Below are 20,135 nucleotides of genomic sequence, written 5' to 3' on the forward strand. Positions count from 1 at the left end.
CGGTGGCCCGGGGGCGTTATCGCCGGGTCTCGCCGGTCTTGCCTCATCGGGAAGTCCGGGCGGGCCTGGGCCGCCCGCCCGGTCCGGGCCTCATCAGGCGCCCCGATCGTGTTGGTGGTGGCCCGCCGATCTCCGCGTCAACCGACGGGAACGGCGCCATCCTGCCCCACGCGTTCACGGGAGCGCGTCAGCCAGCCGGTGACGAGCATGGCCGCCGCGGAGGCGGCGAGTCCGTAGGCCACGTAGGGGATGTTGGTGCCGAGTGCCTGCGTGACGCCTGCGACGAGGACGCCGGCGACGACTCCGGCGATCCCGGTGTAGGGCCCGACGAGGTTGGTCCGGCGCAGGACGAAGCCGAGGAACACGGGGAAGAACAGCCCCACGGCGGAGTAGGCGTAGGAGGACACGATCCAGTCCAGGGCGGACGGGAAGGCCAGGGACAGGACGAGCGCCACCGCCAGGACGACGGCGGAAAGGATCCGGGACAGCTTGAGGATGTCCCGCGAGGTGACGTCGCGGGTGGTGTAGTTCTTGTAGATGTCCTGCGTGATGTTGACGACCACCGACTGCACGGCGCTGGTGACCGTGGACAGCAGGGTCTGGCAGATGAAGGCCGAGTAGGCGACGCTGAGGATCAGCGGCATCCCGGCGATGATGGTTCCCGCCGCGTCCTCGGGGTTGCCGAGCCGCGGGTTCAGCGCGAACGCCGACATGCCCAGGACGGAGGCGTAGACCTTGGTTCCCAGGAGCAGTGCCGCGGTCCCGATCAACGACCAGACCACCGTGCGCAGGGTGTTGGCGGCGTAGATCCGCTGGAAGTACATCTGGTTGGTCATGGTGCCGGGCGTCAGCGACATGGCCCAGAGTCCGATGGTCAGCAGGCCGGGGGCGAGGAACCCCTCCCAGCCGACACGTGCGGGGGTGGCCGCGGCGGCGACCTCGGACCAGCCGCCGGCCGCGTGCAGGGCGTAGAAGCCGACCACGAAGGCCATGAGCAGCATGAACGCGCCGAAGATGGCGTCGCTCCAGGCGACCGAGGTCATGCCTCCGGGCAGGACGAAGAGCAGGCCGACGATGGCGAACGCGACGGCGAGGACGGTGCTGTTGACGCCCGTCAGCTGGTGGAACAGGTTGGCGAACGCGACGAGCTGGGTGCACAGCCAGCCGAACGGGACGACCATGGTCATCAGGGTGACCACGGTCATGAGGACGCGGTGGCCGCCGTAGATCTTCTTGATGATGTCCGGCAGGCTCACGAAGTCGTGCTGGCGGAGCCACCTGGCCATGAACAGCAGGGCGAGGACGCCTCCGGCGGTGAAGACGCCGTAGGTGACGACCCCCCAGCCGAACTGGTAGCCGAGGCCGACCTGGGCCACCAGCATGCCGCCGCCGGAGGCGGTGGCGAACTGGGTGAGCACGACGACGATCAGCGGAAGGGAGCGGCCGCCGACCGACCAGCCTTCCGCGGTGCGCGTCCGCCGGCTGATCCACAGCGAGAAGCACACGGTGAGCAGAAGCGCTAATGAGTTGACGGCGATGATCAGGACGGGCTGGTTCATGACGGTCTCCCGGGTACGGCACGCTACCGGCCGACGAGCAGGGCCGATGGAATGGGCGGTAGGGATTACGCGAGCTGCTGGCGGCTGAACCTTGCGTGGCGGCGGCCGCCGCGGAAACGCGCTCTCGCGGGGGAGGGACTGGCTGCCGCCTGGTGGTGGATCCGGTTCCGGCGATCGGCAGATCAGCCACCGGACTGCCGTCGCCCTGGGGGAACCGCGGCTCCGGCAGGGATCGCCTACCGGGGCGTGGATCGTCTGGGCGCGCGCCCATCGCGGAACGTGTCACCGCCCGTTGTCACCCGGGAGGTCGTCGTCCGCGCTTCGTCTTGTGGACGAAGACGCGCCGAAGTCGGAGGTGCGGTGCCGGGCGCCTACGTCACGCCCTGGTCCGGTCGTCGTGGACCCGCCCGGCCGCCAACGCCGCCGCCCGCGCGCGCAGCGACTCGGCGGCCTGCCGCCGCGCCGCGACGACGCTGCTGAGGTGCGCCTCGTCCTCGTCGAGCACGTGGCTGAGCCGGCTGAGTTGGCGGTGCACCTCGCGTGGGGCGGGCCCGCCCTCGGCGGTCCGGCCCGCGACGTTGTTCAGCGGGGCGAGGCTGCGGGCGACCAGCTCGGGCGAGACGTCGATGGGGTGCCCGAGCACCCGCAGGGAGGCGGCGGCGATCACGTCCGGATCGATGTCACGCGCGGTCCTGCCGCTGGCGAGGCAGTCGGCGACCACGGCGCCGACGATGTGGTGAGCGGTCCGGAAGGGCAGTCCGTGGTGGCGGACGAGTTCGTTGGCGAGTTCGGTGACGCTGCTGAAGTCGGCGGCGGCGCGCTCCCCCGCGAGCTCGGTGTTGAACGTCAGACTCGTGACGGTGTGCTCGAACAGTTCCACGGCGACCCGGCCCTCGGCCACCCCGTCCCAGACGAAGCGGAGCGACTCCACGCTGGATTCGCGGGAGTGGGAGTACCCGGAGCTCTTCAGGGCACCGAGGCAGGAGATCCAGCAGGCCTGCAGGTGGGCCGCCTTCGCCTTGATGTGCTCCAGGGTCACCGGGTTCTTCTTCTGCGGCATGATGCTGCTGGTGACGGCGATGGAGGAGTCCACCTCCACGAGGTTGAACTCGCCGCTGGCCCACACGTAGAGGTCCTGTGCGAACCGGCCGAGGTTGTTCGTGAGGATCGCCAGCGCACCGAGGACGTCGGCCATGTAGTCGCGGGAGGCGACTCCGTCCAGTGAGTTGCCCATGACCGTCTCGAAGCCGAGCAGCTCGGCGGTGACCGAGCGGTCGATGTCGAAGGTCGTGGACGCCAACGCACCGGACCCCAGAGGGCTGGAGTTGACGTCGGCCAGGCACGCCCTCAGCCGGGCGTGGTCGCGCTGCAGCGTGTGCAGCGCCGCCGACAGGTAGTGGCCGACGGTGATGGGTTCGGCGGCCTGCAGGTGGGTGTAGCCGGTGATGACCGTCTCGACATGCTCGGCCGCGAGTGCCAGCAGCCGGCGCCGCAGGGTCAGGAGTTGGTGGCACACCTCGACCAGTTCGCTCCGCAGGCGGAGCCGGGCGACGGTGGCCAGCATGTCGTTGCGGCTCCGGGCCGTGTGCAGCTTCCCGCCGGTCTCGGCGCCCACCCTGGCCATGAGGTTGGCCTCGATGTTGAAGTACAGGTCTTCCAGGGCCGGGTCGATGCGCAGCGCGCGGGGGCCGGCCTGGCGCATCTCGTCCGTGGCGGCCTGGATCTTGGCCGCGGTGCCGGCGTCGACGATGCCCGCCTCGACCAGCATCACCAGGTGTGCGGTGTTGACATCGAGGAAGTACTCGAAGTGGTGGGCGAGATCTCGCTCAAGGCCGGGTTCGATGATCAGCCGACGGACGACCTCGTCTGGTGACTTCTCCAAGCGTCCGGTCACAGGTGGTCCCCCCTCGCAGTACGTACGGACATCCGAACCGTTCGGATGACGGGCACCGGCCTGTGCGCGGGCGGTGCCCAGCCAGCCGGTGCGGCCCGCCCCGGCGCGAGCGGCGCGGTGGGCGGTCGGAACACCGACCACCCCGCCGCCGGCGACCGGCACGTCACGTGCCGCGCGTCCCGGCCCCGGTTCGGGGCCCGCGGCGGTCCGCGGTCCCCTCGGTGAAGTGACGCCCGTCACCTGAGCTGGCCAATCGGAATGTAGCGGGATCAACAGTTCGGTTCATAATCAATGTCGTGAACTCGACAGAACTGTTGGATGGTCCCAGCTTCACCGAACGGCTCGCCGCCCGCGTCGGCGAGCTCACCCGCAGCGAACGCCTCGTCGCGCAGTTCGTCCACCACAATCCGGAAACGGCGGTGGTGTCCTCGGCGGCCGCGCTCGGCCGCCTCACCGAAACCAGCGACGCCACCGTCCTGCGGGCGGTACGCGCCCTGGGCTACCGCTCGCTGCCGGAGCTCCAACGCGCGCTGGTCGCTCACCTGCGGCGACGCAGTGACCTGACCACCCAGCTCGCCGCCCGGACCGAGGCGATACCGCCGGCCGCGCTGAGCGTGCTGGACCAGGTGCGCACGGACAGCGAGCGACTGGTCCACCAGCTGAACGCCCACGTTCCGCCGGACCAGTGGCGCCAGTGCGTCGAGCTGGTCGACGCAGCCGCCCATGTGCTCTGCTTCGGCACGGGTCCCTCGGCCGCCGTCGCCCAGCACCTGGCGGTGTCCCTGTCGCGCGTGGGCCGGCACGCCACTGCCGTGCACGACACCGGCGTGCAGCTGGCCGACGCGCTCACCGAGGTGCGGGCGGACTGGGCGATCGTCGTGTTCGCGCCCCTGCGGTTGTTCCGAGAAGTCCCCATCCTGCTCAACCACGCCCGCGGCACCGGCGCCCACTCGATCGCCATCACCGAAACGCTCACCCGGGAACTGCGCCGGCACGCCGACGTCGTGCTCACCACCCCGCCCAGTGTCGAGACGACCACCAGCGAGACACTCGCCGCCCTGGTCCTCGCCCACGCGCTCACGCTGGAGGTGGCCCGGCTCCACCCGGCGGAGGCCGCGCAGCGCACCCAGCTCATCGAGCGGCTCCGCGTCAGCATCACCGGTCGCGGCAGCCGGTAGCGCCACGCCACCTCGGAGGGGAGCGCATCGGGAGCCCGCCCGGCCCCGTGGCACGGCGGAGCCGCGGTCAGGCTTCCTGGCACAGGCTCCGAGCCGGGGCCCGCCGCCAGGCCGGGCTAGCGGCTGGCCGCGGGCACGCCCGCCAGCACCGCGAAGGTCGCCGCTGTCCCGACGGCGATGCCGCCAAGAAGGGGCAGCGCGGACCGGACCGCTCCGCGATCCATCCGGCGCACGTGCCGCCGATGACGATGCCGAGATTGGGCGCGGCGAGCAGCACGGCGATGGCCTCGCCGCCGCCCGGGGCGAGCTCCCGCCGGTCGACGGCTCCTTCCTCGGCGAGATGATCTCCGGCCCGATGCACCTCATCATCAACCGCGGCATGCGCCCGTTCACCCGCGCGGACGCGGAGCTCATCATCAGCGTGGTGACCGCCGGCATCCGGGCCACGGCACCGCACGTCTGAGCGGCTACCCGACCGCACCGTGCGGGCCGAAGTCCGCAGCTCCCGCCGGGCCCGCGCTCAGCGCGGCACGTCGAGGTGCCGCATCAGTCCGGGCGCCGGATCGCGGACCACGGGCGGTTCCGGAAGCGCTGGTTCCCCAGCGGTGTGCCGCCCGCCGCCCCGCCTCGCATGCGCACGACACCGAGGAGGACCTGCGGGAAGGACCGTGCGCCCGCCGGGGCGCCCTGTGCGGAGCCGCGGGTGGCGCACGTGGACTGACCCCGGCCCGCCTACTCGGCCGGACCGAACCGCTCACCCACGCCAGCGCGGGCCTGCGGGGAGGGTGGTGGCGCACCCCGAAGCGCCGGGCGGAGGCGATGGCATAGGCTGCGACCGGGGCCCGGTGGACGGGCCCGCGGACGAGGGAGCCGTACCCGCACCACGACAAGACGGCCATTGGAGAGGGGTCTTGTCCATGGCGTGGTTCGTCCTCATCGTTTCCGGCGTCCTGGAGGCGGTGTGGGCCTCGGCGCTCGCCGCCTCCCACGGCTTTTCCCGCTGGCGCCCGGCTGTCCTGTTCCTCGTATCGCTGGTCCTGAGCATGACGGGGCTGGCCTGGGCCATGACCTCCCTGCCGACCGGCACCGCCTACGCGGTGTGGGTCGGCATCGGCGCCACCCTGACCGTGCTGGGGGGATTCCGCACCGGACAGGACCGCGCGACCTGGAGCAAGTCGCTGCTGCTGCTCCTGCTCGTCGGCTCCATCATCGGCCTCAAGGCGGTGAGCTGACATGCCCTGGATCGTCCTGGTCGTCAGCGCGGTGTTCGAGGCCGTGTGGGCCACCGCCCTGGGCATGTCCGAGGGGTTCACCCGCCTTGTCCCGACCCTGGTGTTCTTCGTCGCCCTGACGGCGAGCATGGCCGGCCTGGGCTGGGCCGCCAAGCACATCCCCATCGGCACCGCCTACGCGGTCTGGGTCGGCATCGGCGCCGCGCTGACCGTGCTCTACGCGATGGCCACGGGCGGCGAGAGCGTCTCGGCGGCCAAGATCGTCTTCCTCACCGGGATCATCGCCGCGGTCGTCGGCCTGAAGCTGGTACCCGGCAGGTCGGAACGGGATACCGAACCCGCCGCCAAGTGAGGCACCGGGGCGGCGCGGACGGCACCCCGGTACCGCCGCCCCGCCCCGGGGGAACTGCCGAAGCCACCGCCGCCTTGGACCCGTTGCCCGCCCGGTGGCCCCGGCGGCGGGCGCTCGACTCACCGGCGACTCAGGAGCGCATGCGGAGCACAGAGCGGCCCGGGCATGCCCCCGGCTCACGGCCAGGGCGTACGCGCGGGCGCATCGGGCCGAACGCGACAGGGGGCGTCGCGACGAGGCCGGGACCGGCTGAAGCGCTTCCGGTCCGGCTTCGTCGGGTTTAATACCATGACGTGCCTGTGAGGACCGATGCCGGATTCGCCCCGCACCGAACCCGTCCGGGAGCCGCGCGCTCGTTCGTCTTCGCCCCCTGATCCCGCTCCCCCAGGAAGAGTCCCGTGCACAGCACTCCAGACGAGTTCGCCGCCGCCGGCCTCGCTCCCCGCACTGACCGGGACCCCACCCACATCGGTAGCTACCGTGTCGTGGGGCGATTGGGTTCGGGCGGGATGGGGGCCGTCTATGCGGCCGTCGACAACAGCGGCGCGCCGCTGGCGCTGAAGGTGGTGCACCGCGAGTACGCCACCGACCCCGAGTTCCGCGCGCGCTTCGCCCGCGAGGTGGACCTGCTGCGCCGGGTGACCGGCACCTGTGTGCCGGCGTTCCTCGACGCCGACACCGAGGACGCTCGCCCGTGGCTGGGGATCGAGTACGTGCCGGGTCTGACGCTGAACAAGCACATCCAACAGAACGGTCCGCTGACCGGCGACATGCTGCTGGGGCTGGCCGCGGGGATCGCCGAGGCGCTGCAGGTGGTGCACTCCGCCGGGATCGTGCACCGCGACCTCAAGCCGGGCAACGTCATCCTCGCTCCGACGGGGCCCAAGGTGCTGGACTTCGGGATCGCCCGCGCGGTCGAGGAGTCCGCGATCACCCGCACCGGCGGCCTCCTCGGTACCCCCGGGTGGCTCGCCCCGGAGCAATACCGGGGTGCCGCCCCCGCCCCGCAGTCGGACATGTTCGCGTGGGGCGGACTGGTGGCCTACGCGGCCACGGGCCGGCGCCCCTTCGGCTCGGGCACCCCGGACGAGCTCGCGTTCCGCACCATGGAGCACGGACCCGACCTTGCGGGAGTCCCGGAGCACCTGCTTCCACTGGTCGCCGCGGCACTGGCGAAGGACCCGGACCGGCGCCCAACCGCCGCCCAGGCACTGGACGCGGTCACCGCGATGTGGGCGGGACGCCCACAGGTCACCAACGAGGAGGCGACCGGCGTACTCCCCAGCCTGCTCAACGAACGCTGGACCGAGGTTGGCGCCGCCGGGGACAGCACCACCCTGTGGAGCAGCCTCGCCCCGCCCAAACGCTCCCGGTGGCGCAACCGCAAGGTGCTGGTACCGGTGGCGTCGGCGCTCGCACTGGTGCTGATCGGGAGCATGGGCGCCCTCTCCTGGCAGCGCACCGCGAGCGCTCCAGATAACGGGAACGGGGAGCAGCAGCAGGGTGGCGACAACGGTGGGGAGCAGGCTGGCGACGGCGGCTCCGGCGGCGACGAGCTCACCGAGGTGGAGCAGGGCGGCGCCAACCTGCGCGCCAGCGACTCCCAGGACGACTTCACCGTCGGCGCGGTGCAGGTGCGCAACATCTCCCCGGACACCATCGAGGTCGCCACCCGGCAGGCACACAGCGACGGCAATTCGACTGTCGGGGCGGCGGAACCGCAGCTCCACATCAGCTTCTCCTCCGCCGTACGCGAGGGCGGCAACGTCGTCTTCACCGGCAGCGCCGAGTACTTCCGCGACACGGGCAGCTACACGCTGCACACACAGGACTTCCAGGTGATGGAATTCCGGCTGCAGCAGGAGGACATGGAGAACCTCTACAACCGGGACTGGGACAAGTTCTACCGGTCCACCGACTCTGAAGTCCTGACCACGCTCGACGCCGGCCAGCCCACCGCCGAGTTCACCCTCACCATCCACGATGTCCCACCGGAGAACGATAACCCGGCCGCCAACCCGGTCACGGCGTACGAGATGCGCTATCTCCGCTACGAGCCTCCCGAGGAGCTATGGGGGCACACCCTCACGGAGCAGGAACGCGGGGCGTTCGGGGTGTGCTACCAGGAGGGCTCCGAGTGGCATGACCAGCAGCCGCTCGGGGGCGTCGAGGGCGGCGGGATGCCGTGCGGGTGACCCGGCCCTGGGGCAGTCCGGGGTTACCGGGTAGACGCGGCTGAATCGGACCGCGACGCCGTGCGTCGAACCACACGAACAACCTCGCACCGCCCCCCTGACACGGAACCAGGTCGATGACTGACGGAACCCCCACGCACTTCGCCCCCCTACTGGACGACGACCCCGGACACATCGGCCCCTACACGGTGGTGGGCCGGATTGGTGCCGGCGGGATGGGCAGCGTGTTCGCCGCCCAGGACCACCAGCGCGACCAGTACGTCGCGGTGAAGGTGGTACGCGACGAGCTCGCCGCGGATCCCGAGTTCCGGGCCCGGTTCGCCCGCGAGGTCGACCTGGTGCAGCGGGTGCACAGCCCCTGCGTACCAGCGTTCCGCGGCGCCGACACTGAGAGCGCCACTGCCTGGCTGGCCACCGAGTACGTCCCCGGGCCCACGCTGCGCGAGTACGTCCGCGCGAACGGCGCGCTGAGCGGCGGGAAGCTCCTGGCGCTGGCCGCCGGCCTCGTGGAGGCGCTGCATGCCATCCACGGCCGGGGCATCGTGCACCGGGACCTCAAGCCGGGCAACGTCATCCTGGGACCGTCGGGCCCCAAGGTGTTGGACTTCGGGATCGCCCGCGCGGTCGGGGAGACCGCGCTCACGCGCACCGGCGGAGTCGTTGGCACGGCCGGCTGGATGAGCCCGGAGCAGTATGGCAGCGGCCAGGTCACCGAGCAGTCCGACATCTTCTCCTGGGGAGCGCTGGTGGCCTTCGCCGCCACCGGCCGAGAGCCGTTCGGTTCCGGCGCGCCGAACGCGCTGGCCTACCGGGTGATGCGGTCCGACCCCGACCTGGAGGGAACGCCAGGCGAACTCCGACCGCTGCTGGAGGCGGCGCTGGCGAAGGACCCGGCCGCCCGGCCAACGGCGGGGCAGACGCTCCAGGCCGTCGAACAGTTGTGGAGAAGCACCCGCGCCCTGGGCGCCGCTCCCAGCCAGGATCCGGCGAGCGCGGTCACCACGCTACTCAAGGCGGAATGGACCGGGATGGAGGCGGCGCCGCCGAAGCCGCCCCGGAAGCAGCGCCGCCGCCCCCTGCTGGTCGCCGGCGCGGTCGTAGGTGCCCTGGCGCTCCTCGGCGGCGGGGCCGTCGCTGCCCCCGTACTGGTGGACACGCTGTCCGAACAGGGGTCCGAACAGGAGGGGGGAAACGACGGCGGAGCCAACGGCGGCGGGGCGGACAACGGGAACGACGGTGACCAGGCGGGTGAGGACAGCGACGGTGGGGGCGGCCAGAGCGCAGGCGGGGAGGACGGCCCGCCCGAGGCCGCCGTCGACCAGGTCTCCGGCGGAAGCAACAACGACGGCGCGACAGCCCAGGTCGGCGCGGCGCAGGGGAACGTCGGACTGTTCACCTCGCTCTTGGGCGGCGGCCTCGCCGCAACGCAGGTCTTTGTCCATAGCCCGGAACCCACCGACGACGGGATCCAGTTCACCGTCAACGGGCAGTCCCAGGGAGTCCGGGCGGAGGCGCCCGGGTTCACCCAGGACGCGCTCTACGTGGTCGCCGACGGCGAGGAGCTGACCCCGGACTCGCAGTTCGGCTACACCCCCGCACCGGAGGAGCCACAGGGGCAGGAGACCAACGAGTTCACGCTCTCGATCCCTGGAGCCCCGGAAAGCGGCCTGTTGGCCTTCCAGGGCCGAACCACTGACGGCGAGGAGCTCCCCCCGGTTGGAATCTGCTACGACGCCGCCATCGGCATCTTCACCATCGAGTACGCGGAGTGCACCTGAGCGACAGCGTGCCGAGCGAAAGGCCCACTACACGCAGGGCAGCTCAGAACTGCCTCCGACCGGACTCCACGGGCTGCGCCACGGTGCGGCGTCGCTGAGTCTGGCCGCCGGGGTGGACGTCAAGGTCGTATCGGGTTCTCGGCTTGTCTCGGACGTCTTCCCAGGTTGGTGATCCTGCTTCACATCCGACACGAGTCAGCACCAGCACAGACCCGATCCCTTACGCGGCCGGCGTTTCAGGCACCGCAATTGCATAGGCTGGATCACTCATACATGCGGACAGGGATGGGAGCCCAGACGACGTGGACGACCGGCTGCGCGACTTCGCGAAAGGTTCACCGAACTTCGGGGCCCTCTTCCAGGTCCATCCCCTGCTGTCCCTGTACGGCGCCTCCGCCGAAGCCACCGTCTTCACGAACCCCAACTCGTCGTTGGTGCAGTCCGGACAGTTCGGCGAGGTACTCGCCGAAGAGCTGATCTCGCATCTGGGCATGCGGATCGACGGCGACAGGCAGGTCGACCGGCTTCGCGCACTCACCAAGGCCGGGGTCCTCGCCAAGGACATCCGCGACGGCTTCGACCAGCTGCGCCGTGACCGAAACCAGGCAGCACACCGGCACCTGTTCGACACCAGCCGGGCCCTGGCCGCGGTTCGCGTCTGCTATCGGCTTGGACTGTGGTTCAGCGACACTCTGCATGGGCGGCGGACCGTGGCCGAGTTCGTCCCCCCGACCGACCCTGGCGAGTCCGCACTAGTGACGGACCCCGCCGAGCTGGCGGAGCTACGCGAGGCCCTCGACCACCACCGCAACGCGCTCACCCAGGCCCGGACCCGGCTCGCCGCGTCCCACGACGCGCTCGATGCCGAGCGCCGCGCACGCGCTGAGGCCGAGAACCTCATCGCCAGCGCGGACGCCCACAAGGCCAATCTTCTCGAACAGATCGAGCAGCTCAGCGCACAGATCGAGGAGCTCCGCGCTCACCAGCACGCCGCCTATGAATCGGCCCGCAAGAACCCGAAGAAGGTCGACGCCCAGCACCGTGACGGGTTCATCCACCGCGCACAGCGTCCGGCACCGCTCAACGAGGTACAGACGCGCGGGGTCATCGACGCGATGCTACGCAAGGCCGGCTGGATCATCCAGGACCGCGATGAGCTGAACCCGCAAGCGGGGCAGGGGGTGGCCGTCCGTGAGTTCTCCCTCGCCAACGGCCGCGCCGACTATGTGCTCTACGTCAACGGCGCGATCGTCGGGGTGGTGGAGGCCAAGCGGGAGGGTGACCCGCTGTCCGCCGCGGTGGAGCAGAACGACCGGTATGCGGCCGGCGTGCTCCGCGAACACCTCCTCGCAGTCTGGCGCGCTGACGAGCCGTTCGCCTTCCGCTACGCCACAACCGGGACCGAGACGTACTTCGTCAACCGATTGGACCCCACCCCCCGCTCCCGAGAGGTGTTCTTCTTCCACCGCCCGGAGACGGTCGCGACGTGGATGCGGCGCGCGGACGAGAAACCGAGCTCCCCGACGCTGCGGGCCGGCTTCCGCCGCCTGCCCAAGCTTGAACAGAACGGCCTGCGTCTCGCACAGTTCGACGCGATCGCCCAGCTGGAGCACTCGCTCAGCGAGGACAGGCCGAGGGCGCTGATCCAAATGGCGACTGGCGCGGGAAAGACCTACATGGCTGTGGCGCAGACCTACCGGCTGCTCAAGCACGCCAAGGCACGCCGGGTTCTCTTCCTCGTCGACCGCAACAACCTGGGCCGCCAGGCGCGGGACGAGTTCCGCACGTTCACCACCCCTGACGACGGCCGCACGTTCTCCGACATCTACAACGTGGACCGGCTCGGCGCGGCGGGTCTCCAGGACACCTCGTCGGTGGTCATCTGCACAATCCAGACGCCTGCTCGATGAGTTCGACCTGCACACGATCCTGCGCCTACCGACCGGCATCTTCTACGCGGGCGGTGTCAAGGCGAACGTGCTCTTCTTCGAGAAGAAGCCGCCCAGGGCGAAGGGCAGTCACAACACCTCCAAGCTGTGGGTCTACGACCTCCGCACTGGTAAACACTTCACTCTCAAGCAGCGTCCGCTGCGCCGCTCCGACCTGGACGACTTCGTCAAGGTCTACAAACCCGATGAGCCTCGTACCGCCCGTGAGGTGACCGAGCGGTTCAAGTGTTTCGACTATGACGAGCTCATCGCCCGTGACAAAGTCAACCTCGACATCACATGGATGAAGGACCCGGCGCTCGATGACGCTGACAGCTTGCTCCCGCCTGAAGTGATCGCACAGGAGATCGTGGCGGACCTGCAGGCCGCACTCGGTGAGTTCACTGCGATCGCCGAGGCCCTCGGAGGCGAGACCGCTGCGGACGCGGATGACCTCCCACCGACTGAAACGATCTGAATCACAATTAATTTGACCTCGCCCGCCCTTCCCGAGAGTCTGTCTTGAGATCGTTCGGGGAGGGCGGAGGTGTTCATGGCGATTCCGTATCCGCGTACGCGGGAGTTCCAGTCGTTCAGAACCAACATCGACTATGCGCGGAAGATGGTGAGGGCAGGCAAGAGCCTCGAGGGGCTTCAGCCTAGCGGGGTCGACATTGGGGACTTCTACCGCGCCGCGTGGGTGCAGGCCGTCAGTGCCATCGACCACTGGTTTCACGAGGAACTCTATCGTCGAGTCGCTGAGCTCGCTGCCCAGGACGACCTCGATATGCCGTACCAGCTCACCAGGTTCGAGCTTCCACTGGCCAAGGTCGAGGAGGTCCGCCGCGGAATCACTCCCCTCGCCGAGGCTGTGGCCGAGCATGTGAGGAAAAAGTGGATGAACGCATCGCTTCAAAACCCTCGCAAGATCAGCGAGGCGCTGAAGCTGGTGACAGAGGTGAACGTCTGGGCAACCGCCGCTCAGAATATCAACGACTGGCATCGCGGACGCACCTCGATGACAGAAAAGTCGCTGAAGGATGTGTACACGTCCATAACTGAGCGCCGCAACCAGATTGCCCACGAGGCCGATCTTCTGGAGGATCTCAAGCAGCGTCGCGCGATTACCGAGGCAGATGTCGCTGACGCCATCGACTGGATCGAGCGCATCGCGCTGGCTATCGCCAAGTGCCTGGACTGACACAACCGTGCAATCGTCCAGGCGCCAGGTCTGAAGATCCCCCTGGTAGTCGCCAGACGCATCACGTCCTGGCCCGGCAGACCAGGGCGTTGGCCGGTCTCCAGCGCCCGAGGTGCGCGCGGGTCGCGGTGCAGCAGAAGGCAGGCGCGGGCGTCATTGAGGCCGCGTCGCCGGCCGCGTAGCTACTGTTTCGTACGTCGCTCGAAGTCCAGACCTGGACCGGTTCTACCGCGGATGAGGAGGACCAGTAGGGGCGGAGGTTCGCCACTGATTACGGTCCAAGGCAGTATCCACTCTAAAGCGGACCCCAGATGGGCAGTCAGACGGATGACCACAAAGACAACCTGATGGAGCCCCAGACGGGTGCCGTAATCAGTCCCGGTTTCGACTGATTTATCATCGGGCGGCAGATCTCCGCTAGAACAAGCAGATCTGAGTCTTCGTCCGGACATATCCGAGGTCTGCGCTGGGACGGCTGCCGTACAGCGCTAGCGTTTCACTGACCACCCACGGTCATATTCTGGCTCCATTGTGGGTGTGGACCGTGGTTCCCACCTTCTTCGCCTCAAGTGCCGACGATGTACGACGCCACACATAGTCCCGGAGCCGCCGCCGAGCTTCCGCGTAGTCGCAGAACTCGGCACTGATGAGTTCACCGTCCACAAAGCGCAGAGAACTCGCCTCTTCCGAAGTCAAGGGGCCGCCCTCGAAGACGAAGGTGAGAAGGTCGTCCCATGGTCCGTGCGGCGCGGACCAGTCGATGCACAGCAGGCGACCGATCGGAACGGTCAGGCCGAGTTCTTCAGCGAGCTCACGCTGTGCCGCGCGGATCGGAGGCTCGTTGGCTTCGACCATCCCCCCGGGTATGTCCCAGTCGGGTTTGTAGGACGGGTCCACCAGAAGGATCCGGCCCGAGGCATCATGGATCAGGACTTCGACGGAAACCCTCTTACGTGCCTGACGCCGGTTCCCCTCCGCTAGGTACCGGTGCCACGCTTGTGGGTCGCGCTCGTACAGCGGCTCGTCGGAGTCCTGTCCAGCGCTCGGCATACGCCGCCTCCTACCCGCTCAACGCATCAAGCCTGGCCCAAAGTATCCGGTGGGCAAGCGCGACACTGTCGCAGCGAGTCTCCCGGTGGCCTGAGACTTCGGCAACCTATGGACGACGCCGGCGAACTCTCTGACGACGACGTCTGAGCCCAACGTCGTCACAGTGTCACTCAGCTCTTCCATGATCGCCCACGCGTCGTCCAGGTTTCCCGCGGCGATCAGGCTGTGCGCGATCGTGAGGGATGCCAGCGACCTCGATCGCACTCGCTCTGGCGCCCGTAGCTCCAAGACGCGCTGCGCACACGCCCGTGCCGCAGCGAAGTCTTTGAGATCGTACAGACAGCGTGCGGCCTCGCCGGCCAACGATCCTTCGTCGAATGGGCTCGTCCACCGGGACACCGAGGAGACAATGCCTCCAGTAAGAAGTCGTTCGGCCTGGCCCAGCAGCCGTAGACAGGCGGTCTTGTCGCCGAACGCCGCGTAGCTTCGGGCGCGCATCGCCAACAGCCGACCGCGCAGGGCAGCGCTGTCGGCCCCTCCGAGCGCCTCATAGCCGCGTTCGGCGAGGACCGCGGCTTGGCGGAGCTGGCCGTGGTGGAGCGCCAGGTGGCTGCGGCTTGCCCATACTTGGGCCGTCAACGACGAATCGTCGCCAACCTCGGCGAAGTGCTGGGCCCGCCGGAAGTGCTGGTCGGCAACGTCATCGCGCCCGGCGTCGTGTGCCATCCAGCCGGCCATCTCCAGCATCCCGGCCGCTGTGGTGAACGTCGCCGCCGAGCCGCGTTCCGACACCAACCGCGGCCCCACCCTCCTGCGCAGGTACTCCATGGCGGCCGCGTACACGTGTTGGCCGCTGGTCTGCCGGTCGACGATGCGGAACTCTCGAACCGCTTCCTCCGCCGGTATCTCCATGACCGATGACAACCGGCTGCGCACGGCGCGAGGCGAGAGGTCGACCGAGAAAGGTGTCGCGCCGCCCGTCTTCTGACGTGTACTCCCCGCTGGTGCCGCCGTTGGCATGCGGGCTTTCATTTCAGGCGTCTCGGGAACCATTCGAGGAGCACGCAAGCCTTGCAACGCCGTGCGAATCTTGACGATGTCGCGTACCTGAGAGCGCCCGTTCTCCACCAGGGACACCATCCCCACCGACAGCCCCGTCAGCCGGGCGAGCGCGGACTGCGACAGGTCGCTGTACCTGCGCAACAGGACGATGATCTCCGACAGGTCCCACTGCGTTAGGGCCGCGACCACATCCGTCCGCTCCCAAAAGCCCGACGGAACACACCGGCAATCCCACTCACGGCCGCAATTCCGGCAGATCACCCAACACCCCCGCACGGCTAGCTGCGGTTTCAAGCGCTTTAACGATTATCCATTAAACCTTTATCTCGAATCCTCCGGGCCCGAATTCAAAACTGGGCACCATGAGCTCCCAGATCAGCAACCCAGGGACGGACCGGGCTCCGTCCACGGCGCCGGTCCCCCAGGCATATAGCAATCGCCTCGGGCCTCCCACAGACCCGGACGCCGCATATGCCCGGCGTGCTTGCCGTACCCGCCCTTACCTCAGCCGTCGACCTGTGTACTATCCGGCGTTCGCGGAAGTCGCTGAACGCCACCAACGCTGGCCGGTGGTGCGCCTGCTTGACGGCGCGCTGCCCTTCCTGGCCGAGGACGAGAGGCACGGGATCACGGTCGCCAGCGACGACCTGGATCTCTTCGATGCCGCGCTGGGAGCCGAGGGAGCCGGGATCCCTTCCTATGTGCGGCCCTACCTCGACGTGGTGGTGGCCCGATGAGCACCGTCCTGGTCATCACCAGCGTCACCCCTGACGCCGTCGGCGTCATGGTGGACGAACGCCGCGTCACCTTGGATCTGGACGACGCCGTTGAAGTCCGCCTCATCCGCGGAGCCGGCGACCACGACCGCCAGCTCGCCTGGCTGCAAGCCGTCGCCACGGCGGTGAGCGATGCACGGACGGCGCTTCTGGCGGCAGAGCCTGCGGCCTCTCTCAAGCGCGGAGGGACGCCGTGAAGCCGACCGAAGACCCCTTGCTCCCACACCTTCGCACCTTCGAGAGGAGCCACCCCCTATGGCGCGGATCCAGGTGATCCACGAATCCGAAGCCGCCCGGCGGGCACGGATCACGGTCGGCCAGCTCACCCAGCTGGCCGACGAAGGGCAGGTCGACGTCGCCTACCGTAATGAACTCGGCCGCTGGTTCACCCCCAAGACCGTCCGCGAACTCCGCCGACGCGCCGACATCGCCCGCTTCTGCGACATCGCACGGCCCCCCTCGTCCACACGTTCGAGGAACTGCTCACCCCAGGCGAAGTCGCCGCCAGGTTCCGCGTCGACGCCAAAACCGTCACCCGCTGGGCCAACACCGGCAAGCTCACCACCATCCGCACGCCCGGCGGACACCGCCGTTACCGCAAATCCGAGATCGACGCGCTCCTCCTGTAGACCAGAAGGAGGCCTCAGCAGCCTGGGGCACAGAGGTTCATCGACGTTCGCGCCTTCCGGGTGTTATCCGACATTTCGCGCTCGTCGCTGTCCGCCAGCGTGAGCTTCGCCGACTTCGTTGTCTAAGGAACGGCCCGCTTTCCTAGCCGAACACGCCGGCGGCGACCTTCCGCGTTTCGGTGAGCCCGGGGCGGGCCCGGCCGTAGGCGATGGCGTTGGTCAGCAGTACCAGGTAGCGCCCCGTCACTGGGTGGAAGTACAGGCTGGTGCCGGTGAATCCGTGGTGGTAGACGAGGCCGGTGTCGGTGAGCAGCCACGCGAGTCCCCGGTGGGTGCGCTCGTCCACGCGGACGGCCGGCTGCCAGGACGCGCGGACGTAGGCGCCGAACGGGGTGGCGGTGTCTCGGGTTCGCAGGATCGCCTCGGCGTAGTCGGCGAGCGCGTCGGCGGTGGCGAACACGCCCGCGTGGCCGGCCATACCGCCCAAGGTGGCGGCGTTCTCGTCGTGCGCGGTGCCGTGGACGGGGTGGCCGCCGACGAGGCGGCGTTCGGTCGGGGCGACCTTCGGGCCGCGGGCCAGCGGCCCGTAGGTGATCCCGCGCGTCCCCAGTTCGCTGGTGTGGGCGTCCAATAGTTCGCCGAGGGTGGCGCCGCGCAGGCGTTCGAGGAGCAGCCCGGTCAGGATGAACCCGCGGTTGATGTACCGGTGCCCACCGGCCCCGTCGAGCGGCTCGGCGAGGATGGCCTCGGCGATGTCGCGGTCGCCGCCGATGTAGCGATCCAGGCGGGTCGAGGGCTTCAGGCCGGAGGTGTGGGTGAGCACCTGGCGCAGCGTGACGGCGGCTCCCGGATGCGTGCCGGGGTCGACGTCGAAGTAGGCCGCTACCGGGGTGTCGAGGTCGACCAGTTGGTCGGCGACGGCGCGGCCGACGAGCGGCCAGGTGGCGACGACCTTGGTCAGGCTTGCGATGTCGTAGAAGGTGGCGGGAGTGGCGGGGTGCCGGCCGTCAACGGCGGTCGTGCCGACGGCGACGAACGCGCGCTCGGTGGCGGAGCCGATCGCCGCGACGGCGCCGGGACTCTGGCGGCGGTCGACCATGGACTGCAGGGCCCGGCGCAGCGTGTCGGCCGTGGTCGTCACCCAGGCGTCGTCGCTCACTCATCCTCCTCGTTGATGTGGGCGCCGAGCGCGCGCAGGACGCCCGGCAGGTCCGCATAGCCGCGCCGCAGGTGCGCCACGCCCCGTAGTTCGGTGCGTCCGCGCGCCGCGAGCGCGGCGAGCACCAGCGCGGCCGCGGCGCGGATGTCCGTCCCCCGCACCGTAGCGCCGATCAGGCGCCGGGGTCCGCGAATCGTCACGCGTGGCCCGGCGGCGTGCACGTCCGCCCCCAGGGCCGCGAGCGCGGGCACGTGGCTGGCCCGGTGGGCGTAGACGCGTTCCACTACATGAGAGACGCCCGGCGCTTGGGTGAGCAGCGCGCACAGTTGTGGTTGCAGGTCGGTCGGGAACCCGGGATGCGGGGCGGTCTTCACCGCGACCGGCGCGAGCGTGCCGCGGGTGGCGCGCAGCCCACCGGCCACAGGGGTGAGGGCGATCCCCGCAGCCGCGGCGGCACCGCAGAACCCCGGGGGGGAGGTCGGCGATGCTGACTCCGGGCAGGTCGACTTTGCCGCTGGTGATCGCGGCGGCGATCGCGTAGGTCCCGGCGGCCATGCGATCGGGCGGCACGGTGTAGGCGGTCCCGCGCAACGCCGATCGGCCTTCGACTTCTAGGAGGCCGGGCGCGGTCCATTCGACGACGGCGCCGAGGCAGCGCAGGAACGCGACCGTGTGCTCGACCTCGGGTTCGATGCTGGCGCCTGCGATCCGGGACGTGCCGCAGGCGGTCGCCGCGAGCAGCAGCGCCGTGACGGTGGCGCCGAGGCTCGGACCGTAGTCGGTGGCGGCGTCGAACGTGAACCCGGTCAAGCGGTGAGCGCGGGCGTGCACGGCGCCGTCCGCGTACTCGACGTGGGCGCCGGCCGCACGCATCGCGGTGAGGTGGCGGTCGATCAGCCGATCAGCGAACGCGTCCCCGCCCGGCATCGGGATGACGGCCGCGCCCACACGGGCGAGCACCGCGGCGCCGAAGCACACCGTGGGGCGGATTCGCGTTCCGAGATGGTGGGGGATCGTGCTGCTCGTCAGTGTGGCGGCGTGGACGGTGAGGCCTCCTTCGGAGGCGAAGGCGGTGTGCGCGCCGAGTGCGCGGGCGATGTTGATGCACACGCCGGTGTCGGTGATGGCGGGGACGTTGCGCAGGTGAACGGGCTCGGTGGCTAGTAGTGACGCCGCTGCCAGGTGCAGGAAGACGTTCTTGGAGCCCTGCACGTCAACGCGCCCGTTGAGCGGGGCTCCGCCCGTGATCAGCAGCCGGTTCACATCCTCACCCGCGCTTCGGTCGGGTAGAGGCCACCGAGCTGCCCGGTCGGGTAGATGGTCACGTCCGGGCCGATCAACGTGCCCGGGGCGACCGAGGTGAGCGCGGGCAGCTGCACGCGGTCCCCCAGGACCGCGCCGAACTTGGTCTGGCCGGTGCCGACCCTGGCCCCGCCGATGGTGACGAACAGTTCGTCAACGGCTGGTTCGACGACGGGCCGGTCGACGCGCAGGTTCGCCAGCACGCTGGACGATCCGATGTTGACGCGGCTGCCGACGATCGAGTCGCCCACGAACACGAAGTGCATGGCCCTGCTGTCGGCGAGGACCAGGCTCCGGGTGATCTCGCAGCAGTAGCCGATCTTGCTACCTGGCCCGATCACGGTGTGATCGCGCACCAGGCCGCGGCCGACGTAGGCGCCACGGCAGATCAGTGCCGGACCGATGATGACGGCGCCCGCGTCGACCACGGCGCCGGGCTCGACGATGACCTCGCCTTCGATCTCGGCACGGGGGTGAACAGCGCCGGCCAGGAGCCGGCGGGCGGAGCCGAGCCAGTCGAGGACGGTGGCCTTGACGTCGAATACGGCTTCCGGAAGGGGAAAGGGCAGCGGGACTCCGGTGATGTCGCAGTAGTAGGCGAGTGCGCTGAAATGCGAAGTTGAGGGCATTGCTGCTCCTTGGAGATGAAGCGTCTGTCCTGGCCGCGTTGTCGCTTCTTGGGGAGGGCGACGGTGCTTCGGGCACGCACGGGATGGAAGGACGCACCGCGTACTGAGGGATGCCGAGCCTTGGGGCCTCTCCGGACCGGGCGCCGCGCACCAGCGACCCCGCACAGCCGAAGGCGCGCGGCGATCATCAGCGGGGCCTCGGCCCCGCAGC

At 69.6% G+C, this 20,135-nt stretch carries 19 protein-coding genes, 1 pseudogene and 1 riboswitch; of the genes and pseudogenes, 12 read left to right on the top strand and 8 right to left on the bottom strand.

All coding sequences use genetic code 11. The features are described from left to right. Window positions 1-137: 137 nt before the first annotated feature. The gene (locus DEF28_RS00115; protein ID WP_114397530.1) at window positions 138-1,559 is read right to left on the bottom strand and encodes a sodium:solute symporter family protein; all 1,422 of its coding nucleotides are present in this window, start codon (window positions 1,557-1,559) and stop codon (window positions 138-140) included. Window positions 1,560-1,935: 376 nt separating this feature from the next. Continuing rightward, on the bottom strand, window positions 1,936-3,453 hold the full coding sequence (argH, locus tag DEF28_RS00120; protein ID WP_181874275.1) for an argininosuccinate lyase: 1,518 nt from the start codon (window positions 3,451-3,453) through the stop codon (window positions 1,936-1,938). Between the two features lie 296 nt (window positions 3,454-3,749). Here argH and DEF28_RS00125 point away from each other — a divergent pair, with 296 nt between their 5' ends. The 9 genes from DEF28_RS00125 (at window position 3,750) to DEF28_RS00175 (ending at window position 13,317) form a co-directional block, all read left to right on the top strand. Beyond that, entirely contained in the window at window positions 3,750-4,631 is an 882-nt protein-coding gene (locus tag DEF28_RS00125) for a MurR/RpiR family transcriptional regulator (protein ID WP_114397532.1), read from the top strand. 340 nt (window positions 4,632-4,971) lie between these two features. Further along, window positions 4,972-5,094 (top strand): hypothetical protein, encoded by a 123-nt coding sequence (locus tag DEF28_RS28735; protein WP_258861879.1) that lies wholly within the window; start codon window positions 4,972-4,974, stop codon window positions 5,092-5,094. A gap of 372 nt (window positions 5,095-5,466) precedes the next feature. After that, window positions 5,467-5,531: riboswitch (guanidine-III (ykkC-III) riboswitch) on the top strand. Between the two features lie 17 nt (window positions 5,532-5,548). Further along, window positions 5,549-5,863 carry a DMT family transporter gene (locus tag DEF28_RS00140; protein ID WP_114397533.1) on the top strand — a complete coding sequence of 105 codons (315 nt, stop codon included), beginning with the start codon at window positions 5,549-5,551 and terminating at the stop codon, window positions 5,861-5,863. 1 nt (window position 5,864) lies between these two features. Then, window positions 5,865-6,215: a DMT family transporter gene (locus tag DEF28_RS00145; protein WP_114397534.1), complete on the top strand. Its 351-nt coding sequence runs from the start codon at window positions 5,865-5,867 to the stop codon at window positions 6,213-6,215. 398 nt (window positions 6,216-6,613) lie between these two features. Further along, on the top strand, window positions 6,614-8,410 hold the full coding sequence (locus tag DEF28_RS00150) for a serine/threonine-protein kinase (RefSeq protein WP_233514996.1): 1,797 nt from the start codon (window positions 6,614-6,616) through the stop codon (window positions 8,408-8,410). Window positions 8,411-8,526: 116 nt separating this feature from the next. Next, entirely contained in the window at window positions 8,527-10,188 is a 1,662-nt protein-coding gene (locus DEF28_RS00155) for a serine/threonine-protein kinase (protein ID WP_114446086.1), read from the top strand. 302 nt (window positions 10,189-10,490) lie between these two features. After that, window positions 10,491-12,098: a DEAD/DEAH box helicase family protein gene (locus DEF28_RS00165; protein WP_114397537.1), complete on the top strand. Its 1,608-nt coding sequence runs from the start codon at window positions 10,491-10,493 to the stop codon at window positions 12,096-12,098. Between the two features lie 37 nt (window positions 12,099-12,135). Next, complete coding sequence (locus tag DEF28_RS00170) at window positions 12,136-12,594, top strand: N-6 DNA methylase (RefSeq protein ID WP_233515001.1); 459 nt, start codon at window positions 12,136-12,138, stop codon at window positions 12,592-12,594. A 75-nt stretch (window positions 12,595-12,669) separates the two neighbouring features. Next, window positions 12,670-13,317 carry a hypothetical protein gene (locus DEF28_RS00175; protein ID WP_114397548.1) on the top strand — a complete coding sequence of 216 codons (648 nt, stop codon included), beginning with the start codon at window positions 12,670-12,672 and terminating at the stop codon, window positions 13,315-13,317. A 513-nt stretch (window positions 13,318-13,830) separates the two neighbouring features. On the opposite strand, the gene DEF28_RS00180 is transcribed toward DEF28_RS00175, so the two are convergent. Both DEF28_RS00180 and DEF28_RS00185 read right to left on the bottom strand, forming a co-directional pair. Further along, window positions 13,831-14,367: an NUDIX domain-containing protein gene (locus tag DEF28_RS00180; RefSeq protein ID WP_114397538.1), complete on the bottom strand. Its 537-nt coding sequence runs from the start codon at window positions 14,365-14,367 to the stop codon at window positions 13,831-13,833. 18 nt (window positions 14,368-14,385) lie between these two features. Further along, entirely contained in the window at window positions 14,386-15,618 is a 1,233-nt protein-coding gene (locus tag DEF28_RS00185; RefSeq protein ID WP_114397539.1) for a helix-turn-helix domain-containing protein, read from the bottom strand. Between the two features lie 380 nt (window positions 15,619-15,998). Here DEF28_RS00185 and DEF28_RS27365 point away from each other — a divergent pair, with 380 nt between their 5' ends. From DEF28_RS27365 to DEF28_RS00195, 3 genes are all read left to right on the top strand, one after another. Further along, window positions 15,999-16,166: a hypothetical protein gene (locus tag DEF28_RS27365; protein ID WP_181874276.1), complete on the top strand. Its 168-nt coding sequence runs from the start codon at window positions 15,999-16,001 to the stop codon at window positions 16,164-16,166. Next, the gene (locus tag DEF28_RS00190) at window positions 16,163-16,402 is read left to right on the top strand and encodes a hypothetical protein (RefSeq protein ID WP_114397540.1); all 240 of its coding nucleotides are present in this window, start codon (window positions 16,163-16,165) and stop codon (window positions 16,400-16,402) included. Before DEF28_RS27365 ends, DEF28_RS00190 begins: the two co-directional genes overlap by 4 nt. Before the next feature lie 240 nt (window positions 16,403-16,642). Beyond that, window positions 16,643-16,834 (top strand): BldC family transcriptional regulator, encoded by a 192-nt coding sequence (locus tag DEF28_RS00195; RefSeq protein ID WP_114397549.1) that lies wholly within the window; start codon window positions 16,643-16,645, stop codon window positions 16,832-16,834. 142 nt (window positions 16,835-16,976) lie between these two features. Here DEF28_RS00195 and DEF28_RS00200 read toward each other — a convergent pair whose 3' ends face one another. The 4 genes and pseudogenes from DEF28_RS00200 to DEF28_RS00215 form a co-directional block, all read right to left on the bottom strand. Then, window positions 16,977-17,993 (bottom strand): serine hydrolase domain-containing protein, encoded by a 1,017-nt coding sequence (locus DEF28_RS00200; protein WP_114397541.1) that lies wholly within the window; start codon window positions 17,991-17,993, stop codon window positions 16,977-16,979. After that, the gene (locus DEF28_RS28740; RefSeq protein WP_158562736.1) at window positions 17,990-18,415 is read right to left on the bottom strand and encodes a hypothetical protein; all 426 of its coding nucleotides are present in this window, start codon (window positions 18,413-18,415) and stop codon (window positions 17,990-17,992) included. The genes DEF28_RS00200 and DEF28_RS28740 overlap by 4 nt, the downstream gene beginning before the upstream one ends. Before the next feature lie 100 nt (window positions 18,416-18,515). After that, window positions 18,516-19,256 (bottom strand): annotated as a pseudogene (locus DEF28_RS29030) (hypothetical protein); the annotation flags it as partial. Further along, the gene (locus tag DEF28_RS00215) at window positions 19,253-19,924 is read right to left on the bottom strand and encodes a hypothetical protein (protein ID WP_114397543.1); all 672 of its coding nucleotides are present in this window, start codon (window positions 19,922-19,924) and stop codon (window positions 19,253-19,255) included. The pseudogene DEF28_RS29030 and the gene DEF28_RS00215, both read right to left, overlap by 4 nt. Window positions 19,925-20,135: the final 211 nt, after the last annotated feature.

Source organism: Marinitenerispora sediminis (assembly GCF_003336425.1).
Lineage (GTDB): Bacteria > Actinomycetota > Actinomycetes > Streptosporangiales > Streptosporangiaceae > Marinitenerispora > Marinitenerispora sediminis.

Bases quoted from the DNA above. Each gene is read 5' to 3' on its own strand.
- DEF28_RS00115 (WP_114397530.1), bottom strand. From the start codon at position 1,559: ATGAACCAGCCCGTCCTGATCATCGCCGTCAACTCATTAGCGCTTCTG.
- DEF28_RS28735 (WP_258861879.1), top strand. From the start codon at position 4,972: ATGATCTCCGGCCCGATGCACCTCATCATCAACCGCGGCATGCGCCCG.
- DEF28_RS00140 (WP_114397533.1), top strand. From the start codon at position 5,549: ATGGCGTGGTTCGTCCTCATCGTTTCCGGCGTCCTGGAGGCGGTGTGG.
- DEF28_RS00145 (WP_114397534.1), top strand. From the start codon at position 5,865: ATGCCCTGGATCGTCCTGGTCGTCAGCGCGGTGTTCGAGGCCGTGTGG.
- DEF28_RS00155 (WP_114446086.1), top strand. From the start codon at position 8,527: ATGACTGACGGAACCCCCACGCACTTCGCCCCCCTACTGGACGACGAC.
- DEF28_RS00175 (WP_114397548.1), top strand. From the start codon at position 12,670: ATGGCGATTCCGTATCCGCGTACGCGGGAGTTCCAGTCGTTCAGAACC.
- DEF28_RS00180 (WP_114397538.1), bottom strand. From the start codon at position 14,367: ATGCCGAGCGCTGGACAGGACTCCGACGAGCCGCTGTACGAGCGCGAC.
- DEF28_RS00190 (WP_114397540.1), top strand. From the start codon at position 16,163: ATGAGCACCGTCCTGGTCATCACCAGCGTCACCCCTGACGCCGTCGGC.
- DEF28_RS00215 (WP_114397543.1), bottom strand. From the start codon at position 19,924: ATGCCCTCAACTTCGCATTTCAGCGCACTCGCCTACTACTGCGACATC.